This window comes from Streptosporangium sp. NPDC087985, assembly GCF_044741965.1.
Classification (GTDB): Bacteria; Actinomycetota; Actinomycetes; order Streptosporangiales; family Streptosporangiaceae; genus Streptosporangium.
On record NZ_JBIUTQ010000004.1, the window covers coordinates 222,999 to 235,264 of the forward strand.

Annotated in this window: 13 protein-coding genes; 2 read left to right on the forward strand and 11 right to left on the reverse strand. The window is 71.3% G+C overall.

Translation table 11 applies throughout. From position 1 onward, the window contains the following. Window positions 1-82 precede the first annotated feature (82 nt). A complete protein-coding gene (locus ACIN94_RS12115) occupies window positions 83-607 on the reverse strand; it encodes a MarR family winged helix-turn-helix transcriptional regulator (protein ID WP_400703582.1) in 525 nt (174 codons plus the stop codon). 107 nt (window positions 608-714) lie between these two features. Here ACIN94_RS12115 and ACIN94_RS12120 point away from each other — a divergent pair, with 107 nt between their 5' ends. Beyond that, window positions 715-1,773, forward strand: a complete 1,059-nt coding sequence (locus tag ACIN94_RS12120; RefSeq protein ID WP_400703585.1) for an alkene reductase — start codon at window positions 715-717, stop codon at window positions 1,771-1,773. A 97-nt stretch (window positions 1,774-1,870) separates the two neighbouring features. Here the strand turns inward: ACIN94_RS12120 and tsaD are convergent, their stop codons facing one another. The 3 genes from tsaD to tsaB are packed head-to-tail and all read right to left on the reverse strand — an operon-like array spanning window position 1,871 to window position 4,027. Next, window positions 1,871-2,902, reverse strand: coding sequence for a tRNA (adenosine(37)-N6)-threonylcarbamoyltransferase complex transferase subunit TsaD (tsaD, locus tag ACIN94_RS12125; RefSeq protein ID WP_400703588.1), 1,032 nt, complete (start codon window positions 2,900-2,902; stop codon window positions 1,871-1,873). Continuing rightward, a complete protein-coding gene (gene rimI, locus ACIN94_RS12130) occupies window positions 2,895-3,347 on the reverse strand; it encodes a ribosomal protein S18-alanine N-acetyltransferase (protein ID WP_400703591.1) in 453 nt (150 codons plus the stop codon). The genes tsaD and rimI overlap by 8 nt, the downstream gene beginning before the upstream one ends. Continuing rightward, complete coding sequence (gene tsaB, locus ACIN94_RS12135) at window positions 3,344-4,027, reverse strand: tRNA (adenosine(37)-N6)-threonylcarbamoyltransferase complex dimerization subunit type 1 TsaB (RefSeq protein ID WP_400703594.1); 684 nt, start codon at window positions 4,025-4,027, stop codon at window positions 3,344-3,346. The genes rimI and tsaB overlap by 4 nt, the downstream gene beginning before the upstream one ends. A gap of 392 nt (window positions 4,028-4,419) precedes the next feature. Here tsaB and kdpA point away from each other — a divergent pair, with 392 nt between their 5' ends. After that, the gene (kdpA, locus tag ACIN94_RS12140) at window positions 4,420-6,084 is read left to right on the forward strand and encodes a potassium-transporting ATPase subunit KdpA (RefSeq protein WP_400703597.1); all 1,665 of its coding nucleotides are present in this window, start codon (window positions 4,420-4,422) and stop codon (window positions 6,082-6,084) included. Between the two features lie 80 nt (window positions 6,085-6,164). Here kdpA and ACIN94_RS12145 read toward each other — a convergent pair whose 3' ends face one another. From ACIN94_RS12145 to ACIN94_RS12175, 7 genes are all read right to left on the reverse strand, one after another. Continuing rightward, the gene (locus tag ACIN94_RS12145; RefSeq protein WP_400703600.1) at window positions 6,165-6,734 is read right to left on the reverse strand and encodes a class F sortase; all 570 of its coding nucleotides are present in this window, start codon (window positions 6,732-6,734) and stop codon (window positions 6,165-6,167) included. Between the two features lie 6 nt (window positions 6,735-6,740). Beyond that, window positions 6,741-7,412, reverse strand: a complete 672-nt coding sequence (locus ACIN94_RS12150; protein ID WP_400703603.1) for a hypothetical protein — start codon at window positions 7,410-7,412, stop codon at window positions 6,741-6,743. Between the two features lie 170 nt (window positions 7,413-7,582). Beyond that, window positions 7,583-8,026 carry a tRNA (adenosine(37)-N6)-threonylcarbamoyltransferase complex ATPase subunit type 1 TsaE gene (tsaE, locus tag ACIN94_RS12155; RefSeq protein WP_400703606.1) on the reverse strand — a complete coding sequence of 148 codons (444 nt, stop codon included), beginning with the start codon at window positions 8,024-8,026 and terminating at the stop codon, window positions 7,583-7,585. 61 nt (window positions 8,027-8,087) lie between these two features. Next, the gene (locus tag ACIN94_RS12160) at window positions 8,088-9,161 is read right to left on the reverse strand and encodes an alpha/beta fold hydrolase (RefSeq protein WP_400703609.1); all 1,074 of its coding nucleotides are present in this window, start codon (window positions 9,159-9,161) and stop codon (window positions 8,088-8,090) included. 20 nt (window positions 9,162-9,181) lie between these two features. Continuing rightward, window positions 9,182-10,309 carry an alanine racemase gene (alr, locus tag ACIN94_RS12165; RefSeq protein WP_400703612.1) on the reverse strand — a complete coding sequence of 376 codons (1,128 nt, stop codon included), beginning with the start codon at window positions 10,307-10,309 and terminating at the stop codon, window positions 9,182-9,184. A gap of 17 nt (window positions 10,310-10,326) precedes the next feature. After that, window positions 10,327-11,868, reverse strand: a complete 1,542-nt coding sequence (locus ACIN94_RS12170) for an NAD(P)H-hydrate dehydratase (RefSeq protein ID WP_400703615.1) — start codon at window positions 11,866-11,868, stop codon at window positions 10,327-10,329. A 10-nt stretch (window positions 11,869-11,878) separates the two neighbouring features. Next, window positions 11,879-12,232: a holo-ACP synthase gene (locus ACIN94_RS12175; protein ID WP_400703618.1), complete on the reverse strand. Its 354-nt coding sequence runs from the start codon at window positions 12,230-12,232 to the stop codon at window positions 11,879-11,881. Between the last annotated feature and the right edge of the window lie 34 nt (window positions 12,233-12,266).

A 12,266-nucleotide genomic window follows, 5' to 3' on the forward strand; every position in this document is an offset into this window, starting at 1 on the left:
CCAGTTCAATCGGGGTCACGTGCGAAATACAGGGTTAAGGAGCTCGGGGCCGGCTCCCCGGCTGTGAACCCCACCGGCGCCGTCAACCGGGCCGTGCGGCGTCGAGGGCGTGGTCCGCGGCCGGCCCCGCACCCGCCTCGCGGCACAGGTTGCCCCTGACCACGCCGAGCAGGGACGTCAGCTCCTCCGTCTGCTCCTCCGTCAGCCCCCGGGTCATCCGGCGGTGCATCTCGGTGAGGATCCGGTCCACCTCGGGGCGGAGCGCGTGCCCCCTGGGCGTGATCTCGACGATGCTGATCCGCCGATTAGCCAGGTCGGGCCTGCGGCTGACGAAGCCGCTGCGCTCCAGGCGCTGCAGGGTCTTGGTCATGGTGGACACGTCGATGCCGACGATCTTCGCCAGCGCGTTCTGCGACTGGGGGCCGTTGTCCCACAGGGCGCCCAGCACGCGCTCCTGGCCCGGGTAGAGGTCGATCTCCCCGAGGAGGCCGGCGAGCAGGACGCGGTGACCTCGGGAGGCATAGGCCATCAGGCAGTTGAGGTCAGCGTCGTACTCGCCGCACCCCTTGGTCGCTTCGCACTCCTCGTCGAACAACGGCTCCGCCATGTTCAGGTCCTTCCGTCCCCTCCGAGACTACCGCTTGCATGTTGGCCGACCAAGTTGTAGAACTACTTCTTGGCTAGCCAAGTTGGCCAGCCAAGAAAGGACTCGTCATGCCGTTCTCACCGTTCGCGCTGGCCGGCCTCCAGCTGCCCAACCGCCTGATCATGGCCCCCATGACCCGCTCGCGGTCCTACGTCGACGGGATTCCCTCGTCGCTGACCGCCCTCTACTACGCCCAGCGAGCCTCCGCGGGCCTGATCATCACCGAGGGGGTGCAGCCCAGCCAGGCAGGAAAGGGTTACATGAACACCCCGGGCCTGCACACCGACGAGCAGGTGGCCGGGTGGCGGGAGGTCACCGACGCCGTCCACGCGGCGGGCGGCAGGATCTTCGCCCAGATCATGCACGCCGGCCGGATCGGCCACCCCGACAACACCGGCGCGCTGCCCCTCGGTCCGTCCGCCGTGCGACCGGCGGGGCAGATCTTCACGCCCACCGGCCTACAGGACTACCTCACCCCCCGGGAGCTGACCACCGCCGAGGTGGAGTCGACCATCCAGGACTTCGCTGACGCCTCCGCCCGCGCCGTGGACGCGGGCTTCGACGGGGTCGAACTGCACGGCGCCAACGGCTACCTCATCCACCAGTTCCTGTCACGGAACGCCAACCTGCGCGAGGACCACTTCGGCGGGTCGGTGGGCAACCGGATCCGCTTCGGTGTGGAGACCGCGCGGGCGGTCGCCGACCGGATCGGCTCGTCCAAGGTCGGCATTCGGCTCTCGCCCGGCACCGGTGCGGGAGACCTGGTCGAGGACGACACCCACGAGGTCTACCCGGCGCTGGTCTCCGAGCTCACCGGGCTCGACCTGGCCTACCTGCACCTGTTGGCGGGCCCCTCGGACGACCTCAACTCGGAGATCCGCAAGACCTGGCCGGGCACCCTCATCGTCAACGACTCCTCGATCGGCGACCCGGCCACCAGGGTCCCGCACCTGCTGAAGCACGGCGCCGACCTGGTCTCGCTGGGCGCCTCGTTCATGGCCAACCCCGACCTGCCGCTCCGCCTCCGCCTCGGCGCCGAGCTCAACCAGGCCGACTTCGGCTCGGCCTTCGGCGGCGACCACCGCGGCTACACCGACTACCCGGTGCTGGCCCTGCACTCCGCGTAGGAGCGGCGCGAGAGCACCTCGAAGAGCCCGTACAGCCGCCGCCCACCGGGGGCGCGGCGGCCGGCGGGACCGGAGCCCCGCGACGGCCGTGAGCCCGTCACACGTGGACCGTGGTGATGGGCAGCGAGGAGTCGGCGGGGATGTCCAGCGGGGACGGGGTGACACCGGCCGCCACCAGGTCGGAGCCGAGCGTGGCCACCATGGCCCCGTTGTCCGTGCACAGCCCGGGCCGGGGGACGCGGAGCCGTACACCGGCCGCGTCGCAACGCTCCTGGGCGAGGGCCCGCAGCCGGGAGTTGGCCGCCACGCCACCGCCGATCAGCAGGTCCTGGACGCCATGGTCGCGGCACGCCCGCAGGGCCTTGCGGGTCAGCACGTCGACCACGGCCTCCTGGAACGACGCCGCCACGTCGGGCACGTGGATCGGCTCGCCGGACCTCTCCCGGGCCTCCACCCAGCGGGCCACGGCGGTCTTCAGCCCCGAGAAGGAGAAGTCGAGCGTCCCGTCGTCGTATTTGCCGCGGGGGAAGGCGATGGCCGTACCGGAACCGTCCTGGGCCGCCCGGTCGATATAGGGGCCGCCGGGGAAGGGCAGGCCGAGCACGCGGGCCACCTTGTCGAACGCCTCACCGGCGGCGTCGTCGACCGTGGACCCCAGGGAGATGATGTCCCTGGCGACGTCGGGCACCAGCAGCAGGGAGGAGTGGCCGCCCGAGACCAGCATGGCGATGCACGGCTTGGGCAGGGCCCCGTGTTCGAGCTGGTCCACGGCCACGTGGGCGGCCAGGTGGTTCACGCCGTACAGCGGCACGCCCAGGCCTAGCGAGTAGGCCTTGGCGGCGGCGACGCCAACGAGCAACGCCCCGGCCAGGCCCGGACCGGCGGTCACCGCGATCGCGTCGATGTCGGTGAAGCGCAGGCCCGCCTGTTCCAGTGCCCGCTCGATGGTCGGCGTCATCGCCTCCAGGTGCGCCCGGGAGGCGACCTCCGGCACCACGCCGCCGAACCGGGCGTGCTCCTCGACGCTGGACGCGATCGTGTTGGCCAGCAGGGTGTGCCCCCGGACGATGCCCACTCCGGTCTCGTCACAGGAGGTCTCGATGCCCAGGACTAGGGGTTCGTCACGCATTGAGGTCCTTCTTCATCGTGATCGCGTCGGTGCCGTCCTCGTAGTAGCGGCGGCGCAGGCCGAGCCGCCCGAATCCGAACCGCTCGTACATCGCCTGCGCGTCCGGGTTGTCGGCGCGTACTTCGAGGAAGATCGACTGCGCGCCCCGCCGTACGGCCTCCGTCAGCAGTTCGGTCAGCAGGGCCGCGCCGATCCCGGCCCGTCGCCGGTCGGCCAGGACGGCGATGGTCTGCACGTCCGCCTGGTCTCCCGCCGCGAAGAGTCCGGCGTAGCCGACGATCTCCTCATCCACCAGGGCCACCACGTAGTGCCGTGTCCTGGGCTGCTCGTCGAGCTCACTGCGGAGCATCCCCTCGCTCCACGCGTCGTGGGGGAAGGTCTCCCGCTCGATCTTCATCACGGCGGGCAGGTCATCGGTGGTCATCTGGCGCAGCACCGCGGTCATGTGGAGACCTTCTTCGGCGCCGAGGGCACCCGGGCGTCAGGACGGCGCAGGTAGATCGGACGGGGCAGGCTCAGCACGGGGTGCGTGCCGCTCTCCACGACCTCTTGGACATCCGGCCTGCCGAGCTGCTCGGCGGCCAGCGCCGCCAGCGCCCCCGCGAGGGGATACTCCGGCGCGTCCACCAGGCGGGAGGCCCCGACGACCTCGGCGTACAGCCGCGCGCCGGCCCCGACGAGCGGAAGCTTGCCGGGCAGGTCCTGCGGCTTGTCCACCGAGGGTCCGGACAGCCGGACCCTCATGTCCTCGTAGTGGCCCCAGAACACCTCCTTGCGCCGCGCGTCGGTGGCCACCAGGAACGGCTCGGTCAGGCCACTGCCGTAGGCGACGGCGTCGAGCGTGCACACGCCGTAGGCCGGGACACCCAGCGACGTCGCCAGAGCCTGGGCGGTCATCAGGCCGACCCGCAGTCCGGTGTAGGGACCCGGGCCGGAGCCCGCGACGACGGTGGTGACGTCGCCGAGCGAGGCTCCCGCCTCCCGCAGGACCGTCTCGATCGTGGGCACGAGCAGTTCACCGTGGCGACGCGCGTCAACGGTCGTCGCCTCGGCGAGGACCCTCTCACCGTCGTGCAGCGCTGCGGTGACGGCGGGGGTCGCGGTATCAAAAGCCAGGACCAGCACGGACAGCTAGCCTAGTCCGTCCGGCGGCGCCCAGTCCCCTCGCCTGTCCGGACGGAGACCGGGCGTCCGGCTGGGGACGGACCAGGTCAGCCCGGAAGAGGCCTTGCCAGGGACCTGTTCCACGACGGCGATCACACATCGTGACCAACGATGGCGCATGAGGGGCGGGGTATATACAGAGCGTAAGACTATGGGCTTGGCGCGAGGATCGCGGCTGAAGTGTTTCCGCCTCCCTCATGAGCGGAGTTCCAACGCTCCCGGCAGTGGTGCTCGGCGTTCCGCGGGTCGTGATCGTTTTTGCGAGGGGATCAGATGTCGGCGGAGGTTCACATCGCACCTGGGACGTGTGGCACGGCTGTCCGCGCACATGGCCAGACCCCGGGGACAGTGTGATGGGCGGTTGGCTGCAGGCCGCGTTCATCATCGTGGTCGTGGTCGCTCTCCACATACCGCTGGGCGACTACATGGCACGCGTTTACACCGACTCGCGGCACTGGCGCGCCGAGAAGATGATCTACCGGCTCTGCGGGGTCGATCCCAGGTCCGACCAGCGCTGGCCCCACTATCTGGCGTCGCTGCTGGCCTTCTCGGGCACCGGCGTCCTGCTGTTGTACGCGGTGCTCCGGCTCCAGCCCGAACTGCCCCTGTCCGTCGGCCACAGCGGTCTGCCTCCCGCCACGGCGTTCAACACGGCGGTCAGCTTCACCACCAACACGAGCTGGCAGAGTTATTCGGGCGAGTCCGCGATGGGCCACTTCGCGTTGGCCGCGGGACTGGGGGTGGAGGCGTTCGCGAGCGCCGCCGTGGGGATGGCCGCCGGCCTTGCCCTGACCCGCGGGCTGATCCGGCACCGTACGGACCGGATCGGGAACTTCTGGGTCGACCTCGTCCGGAGCGTCACCCGTATTCTGCTGCCGTTGTCCCTGCTGTCCGCCCTCATGTTCGTGGCTCTCGGCGTCATCCAGAACTTCGAAGACACCGAGGTGACGGTCACCACCCTGACCGGCGGCCGGCAGCGGATCCTGGGTGGTCCGGTCGGCTCGTGGGAGCCGATCAAGCTGATGTCCGGTGATGGCGGCGGGTTCTTCAACGCGAACAGTGCCCACCCGTTCGAGAATCCGACGGCCGTCACCAACGTGATCGAGATCGTGCTGATGCTGCTGATCCCGGTCGGGTTCATCCGCATGTTCGGCCGGCTGGTCGGCGATCGGCGTCAAGGTTGGACGCTGCTGGCCGTGGTCGGCGTACTGTCCGTGCTCGCGGTCGTCGGCGCCGCAGCGGCGGAGAACGCCCACCGCGGCACCGTCGCCACCGCGGTGGGCGCCGCGACGGAGGGCAAGGAGACCCGGTTCGGCGTGACGGGAAGCGCGATCTTCGGCGTCGCCGCGACCACCACCGCCGATGGGGCGGCCAACTCCAGCTACGACAGCTTCACCAGTCTCGGCGGCGGCGTCCTGATGGCCGGCATGATGCTCGGCGAGGTGAGCCCGGGCGGCTGCGGCAGCGGCCTGTACGGCCTGCTGATGATCTCGCTGGTCACGGTCTTCCTGGCCGGGCTCATGATCGGGCGTACCCCCGAGTACCTCAGGAAGCGGATCGGCGCCCGGGAGGTCAAGCTGGTGGTGCTCTACCAGCTCACCACTCCGGCCGTGGTCCTCATCGGGTCTGCCGTCGCCATCGGTTCATCGAACGGACGTGCGGCGATGGGCAACCCCGGCGCGCATGGCCTGTCCGAGGTCGTGTACGCCTTCACCAGCACCGCCAACGGCAACGGAAGCGCGTTCGGCGGTTTGAACGGCGACACGACCTTCTTCAACGTCGCCCTCGCGATCGCCATGCTCGTCGGCCGCTACCTCCCGATCATCTTCGTCGTCGCTCTGGCGGGAAGCCTGGCGAGGCAGCAGCCCGGCATCACGACCGTCGGCACGCTGCGCAGCCATGGGCCCGCGTTCACCGTCATGACCATCGGTGTGGTGCTGATCGTCGGCGGCCTCACCTACCTGCCCTCCCTGTCACTGGGCCCTCTGGCCGACGGCCTGCACCACATGCCCGGGTAGACCCGCGAACGACCGCGGGGCGGCTGCCGGCGATCCGCTTGTCTCTGTCCTGTCCGCGGTGATTTTCCGCTGTCTCCCGGTCAGGTCGTGGAGCCGGCCGGCTTGACCAGGGTGGCGTAGACGATCACATTGTCGCGGTACTCGTGCTTGTCCCAGTCGAAGCTCCCGCCACAGGTGATCAGCCGGAGGCCGTCCTCCAGGTAGACCTTGTCCGCCGGGAACCTGTCCTTGCTCACCCGCTCCACGGAGTCCACGCGGTACTGGGCGACCTTGCCGTCACTCCGTACGACCTTGACGACCTGCCCCTCCCGCATCTCCTTCAGCTTGTAGAAGACCGCCGGGGCGGTCTTGGTGTCCACGTGGCCGAGAATCACCGCGGGCCCCTGGTCGCCGGGGACGGCGCTGTCCTTGACCCAGCCCGCCGTGTCCGGTTTCTCGTACGGCGGAAGCTCGATCCGGCCGTCCGTGACGCCGAGCTTCATCAGGGGCGCCTTGATGCCCAGCGACGGGATGTCGATGCGGCTGGGGACGATCGAACTCCGGGCGGGCGACGTGTCCACGCCGTCGCCGCCCCTGCTGAACGCGACCATGACGACGCCCGTGATGACTCCGGCCACGATGATCCGTGACCAGCGGGAGGATTCGGCCATCGGGGACTACGGACGGCGGCGACGTACGACCGCGAAGCCGACGCCGCCGGCGAGAGCCGCCGCCAGCAGGGCTCCGGTCACGCCGTACGGCATGCCCGAGTCCTGGGGACCGCCGGCCGCGGTGCCTCCGCCACCCGTACCGGGTGCGTGAGTGCTGATGACGGTCCGGGTCGGCTTGGCGGTGGGCGTGTCCTTCGGTGCCGGCGTGGCGTCCGCCACGACCCTGAGACTGGCCTTGCCGGTGTCGTTGGTCCCCTCGCACCTGGCGTTGACGTCGTAGACGCCGGCCGCGCTACCGGTGGCGACCATGGCCTGGCCGCGCACCCACGGCTTCGCCACGGGGGTGGCGCTGGCCGAGGGCGCCGGGCTGGGCGTCGTGAGGATCGGATCGAGGGTGACCGGTGTGCGGAAGATCTGGGACGACGCGGTACCGCGATGCTCGGGGCCTCCCTCGGGGATCGGACAGTTCGCCAGCACCCACACCTTCTGTCCCGCCTTGACGCGGGCCGGCTGCAGCTGGACCTCGATGTCCTGCCGGCTGACCCCCGTCTCCGGTCCGGTAGTCGAGGTCGCCCCCGCCGGACTGCCCGACTCCGCCTCAGCCGCGCATCCGACCATCCCCGCCATCCCGAAAAGGGCGATGGCCCCTAGAACCGCGACACGCTTGACCCTTGGCACCGTCGCACTCCACTTCGCAGTCCGGCCGACGACCCTCGCCCAGCACAACTTCCCACCACTTACCCATTAAACATGGGCAAAAGCGCCAGAGTCGATCATCAATCCTGATGATCTATATCAAGTGGGGCGTAGTGCCAGCGTGCCAGGATTTCCCCGCCTACGGGGGCGTATCAGATGATGCTCTCCCATCGGGCACCGATCCCGCGGAGCCGTACCGTCCGTTCCTCACCGGAGTCGCTCCGGTCGATGGAGATCTCCAGCCGGTCGTCGGCGAGCCCCTCGACGAGGCCCTCGCCCCACTCCACGACCGTCACCGACTCCTCCAGCGAGGCGTCCAGGTCGAGGTCGTCGACCTCCAGGTCGCCGCCCAGCCGGTAGGCGTCCGCGTGCACCAGCGCGGGACCGCCCGACAGCGAGGGGTGCACCCGCGCGACGACGAAGGTCGGCGAGGTGATCGGCCCCCGCACCTTGAGCCCGTCGGCGATCCCCTGGACCAGGGTCGTCTTGCCCGCGCCGAGCGGCCCGGACAGCACCACCAGGTCTCCCGGACGCAGCAGCCCGGCCAGTTCCATGCCCAGCTCCCGCATCTCCTGCGCGGTCGCCACGATTCTCACTGCTCACTCACTCCCGTCGGTGGTCGTGCGGGCTCCGCCCGCCGCTCCGGACCCCGCCTCATCACTCCGGGTCGCCCGGGACACTGTCGGAGACCGCCCGCTTGAGCAGGTCGCGTAACGCGTCGTTGACGACCGTCGGCCGCTCCAGCTGGACCAGGTGCGAGCTGCCGGGGACCTCGGTGAACTGGGCGCGGGGCAGCGCCGCCGCCATCGCCCTGCTGTGGTCCACGGGCGTCAGCCAGTCCTTGTCACCGACCACGATCGAGATGGGCACGCCGTCCAGGACGGGCAGCGCGGCCAGCTTATCGTGCGACATCAGCGCCGGGTAGAAGTCAGCGATCACCTCGAACGGGGTGGAGCGGATCATCGACTCGACGAAGTCGACCACCGTGGGACTGACGTTCTTGGGATCGCCGAAGCCCAGGAAGCGCAGGGCCAGGAAGGCCACGTCGTTGCCCGCCTCACGGCCCCTGTCGACCAGCGCGCCGCGGCGGCCCAGCATCGACACCGTGCCCGGCGTGACCTTGTGCACCGCCTTGGCCAGCAGCGCCGGCAGGCCCAGGGAGACCTCGGCCAGCCTGCCCGCGGAGGTGGAGATCAACGTGACACCCTTGATCCTGTCGCCGAACAGCTCGGGGTGCCGGTCGGCCAGCGCCATGATCGTCATGCCGCCCATGGAGTGCCCCACCAGCACACACGGCCCGGGCACCAGCTCGGCGATCACCTCGGCCAGGTCGTCTCCGAGCCGGTCGATGATGGCGTCCTCGGCCGTGGTGCGCGGCGAGCGCCCGTGGGAGCGCTGGTCCCACAGGACCAGGCGGTAGGAGTCGCGCAGGTCACGCCGCTGGTAGTGCCAGGAGTCCAGGTTGAGGGTGTAGCCGTGACAGAACACCACGGTCAGCGGGGCGTCCTCGGGACCGTCCACCTCGGCGTGGAGGGACACGCCGTCGGAGGTGGTGACCGTGGTGGGCTGGCCGCGCAGCTCGCCCAGCGGCTCGTTCGCCTCGAGGTCGGGCCGGATCCTGATACGGCCGATGGCATACCGCTTGGCGTAGGCGGCGGCGGCCACTCCAGCTGACGCCATACCGACGGCCGCACCCGCGATTCCGACCTTGCGCCGTGTGGTGATGCTCATGCGACCCCCTGAGATGCCTTTCACCGGTAAACGCGTGGAACCCGCAGACCGATTCTGGTCACAATCTCATGCGTGATCGTGCCAAGGGAATCCGCCCAGTCCTGCGCGGTCGGTTCGCCCCGCGAGCCGTCGCCGAACAGGATCACCTCGTCCCCCTCGGCCAGCGGGTCGTCTCCCATGTCGATCACGAACTGGTCCATGCAGACCCGCCCGGCGATCCGCCGCCGCCGGCCACCTGCCAGCACCTCCGCCTGGTTGGTGGCGTTCCGCGGGATCCCGTCCGCATAACCGAGGGGGACAAGGCCCAGCGTGGTCTCGCGATCTGTCACGTAAAGGTGCCCGTAGGACACTCCCGAACCCGCCGGGACCCGCTTGGCCAGCGCGATCCGCGCCACCAGGGTCATCGCGGGACGGAGGCCGAAGTCTCCGAGCTCGGGCACGGGGCTCAGGCCGTAGCTCGCGATGCCCGGACGGACCATGTCGTAGTGTGCCTGCGGCAGCGTCACCGTCGCCGCCGAGTTGGCGATGTGCCGGATCACGTGGGAGCCCCCCGCGCCCGCCTTCTCCGCGACGGCCAGCGCCTCGTCGAAGGCGGTGAGCTGGGCCGCGATGGACGGGTGTCCCGGGATGTCGGCGCAGGCGAAGTGCGACCAGAGCCCGACGACCTCGATCGTCCCGTCGGCCTGCCTGTCCATGGCACGGTCCACCAGCGCGGACCAGTCGGCGGGCGCCGCGCCGCCGCGCGTGAGGCCGGTGTCCGCCTTCAGGTGCACCCTGGCGGCCCTGCCCGTACGGCCGGCCGCCTCGGCGATCTCGTCCACCAGCGCGGGAGCGGCGGCCGACAGCTCCACTCCCTGGTCGATCGCCTGGTCCAGCGGCTCGCCGGGCGGGATGATCCACGACAGGACCGGCGCGGTGATCCCCGCGGCCCGCAGTGCCAGGGCCTCACGGATGTAGGCGGTGCCGAGCCGGGCGGCCCCGCCCTCCAGGGCCGCGCGGCCGCAGGCGACCAGCCCGTGCCCGTAGCCGTCGGCCTTGACCACGACCATGGTCTCGGCACCGGGGGCGTACTCCCTGAGCAGGGCGACGTTGTCGCGGATCGCCGTCAGGTCCACCCGGGCCTCCGCCGGGGTCATCGGGAAACTCATCCTTCCATTCTGGCAGGTCAGCCGCTCTGCCCGAGCCGATCGGCGAGCGACCCGATGACCCCGGGGAGGGCTTCGAGGACGTCCCAGGCGGCGAGCGGGCCGTGCTGCCCGGCGATTCCGTGCAGGTGAGCGGCGCAGGAGGCCGCGTCGTATCCGCTGAGTCCGCCGGCCAGCAGCGCGCCCGCGATCCCGGCCAACACGTCTCCGGTACCGCCGGTGGCCAGCCAGGGGCTGCCGGTGAGGTTGACCCTGACCGGCCGGCCCTCCTGCGCGACCAGCGTGGTCGAGCCCTTCAGCAGGACGGTCACGCCCAGTTCCGACGCGGCCCACCGTACGTGCTCCAGCCGCCGGGCCTCGATCCGCGCCCGCGGCACGTCCAGCAGGCGGGACAGCTCGCCCGCGTGCGGGGTGATCAGCACCGGCGCCGCCCGCCGGAGGATCGACCTGTCCTGGGCGGCCAGCGTGAGACCGTCGGCGTCCACGAGGACCGGGACGTCGCTCGCCAGCACCGACCGGGCGATGGCGAGCGACTCGGGCCCGGCGCCGAGGCCTGGGCCGAGGACCCACGCCTGCACCCGGCCCACCCCGTCGATCCCCTCACCCGGTCGCAGCGGAGTGATCACGGCCTCGGACCAGCGGGCCCGCACCTGGGCCACCGGCTCGGCGGCCCCGGCGTAGCGGACCATGCCCGCCCCCGTCCGGATGGCCCCGCCGACGGCCAGCACCGCGGCCCCGGTGTACTCGTGGCTGCCGGCCGCGACGCCCACGACACCCCTGCTGTACTTGTCGGAGCCCGCATCCGGCCTGGGCAGCATCAGCGCCACGTCGGCGCCGGTCAGCGCCGTCACCTCCGGGTCCGGGAGGTACGGTCCCAGCCCGATGTCGACGAGCTCCACCCGGCCCGCCCTGCCCGCGCCCGGGTCGACGAGCAGGCCGATCTTGTAGGCCCCGAACGTCACGGTGACGTCGGCCCGGACCGCGGCGCCGTCGACCAGCCCGCTGCCGGCGTCCACCCCGCTCGGCACGTCCACCGCGACCACCGCGCCGGGCGCCTCACCGGCCAGCCCCGCGAGGGTCGCGTACGGCTCACGCAGGGCTCCCGCCCCGCCGATCCCGACCAGCCCGTCCACGACCAGGTCCGCCGCCCGGATGAGCTCGCCGGCCGCCGCGCCCGGCGACGGCCCTGCCCCTCCGGACACGCTCCCCGGGGACGCCGCCGGGCCGCCCTCGGACGCGGTCGCGCCGCGGAGATCCGTCACGCGGCCTCCGGCCCGCCGCAGGGCTGCCAGCCCGGCTCCGTGGACCCGTGCCCCGGCGAGGATCGCGTCCACCCTGGCTCCCCTGGAGGCGAGCCGCGCCCCGGCGTGGAGGGTGTCCCCGCCGTTGTCGCCGCCGCCGACCAGCAGCACGACGCGGGAGCCGTACACCTGACCGAGCGTTCTGGCGCAGACCACGGCGAGCCCGGTGGCCGCCCGGTCCATGAGCGTGCCCTCGGGCACCCTGGCCATCAGCGCCGACTCGGCCGTCCTGATCTGATCGGTGGTGTAAGCGGTCAGCATGATCCAGACGCTATCCCGCTTCGGCGATCACGTAGGCGACGGCCACGCCCCCGTCGTGCGTCAGTGACACGTGCCACCGTGTCACGCCGAGTTCCGCCGCGACCTCGGCGACCCGGCCGCTCACGTGCAGTTCAGGCCGGCCGTACGCGCCGGTCCGTATCTCGGCCTCCTGGTGGCCCAGGCCCGGCGGGGCGCCGAGCGCCTTGGCCACCGCCTCCTTGGCCGCGAACCGCGCGGCCAGGGAATGCACGGCCAGGACCCGCTCGCCCTCGGTGAACAGCCGGCTCCGCAGCCCCGGGCTCCGCTCCAGCGTCCTCTCGAACCGAGCCATGTCCACGACGTCCACGCCGATGCCCACGATCACCGCTCCAGGTTAGCGAAGCGCCCACACCGTGACC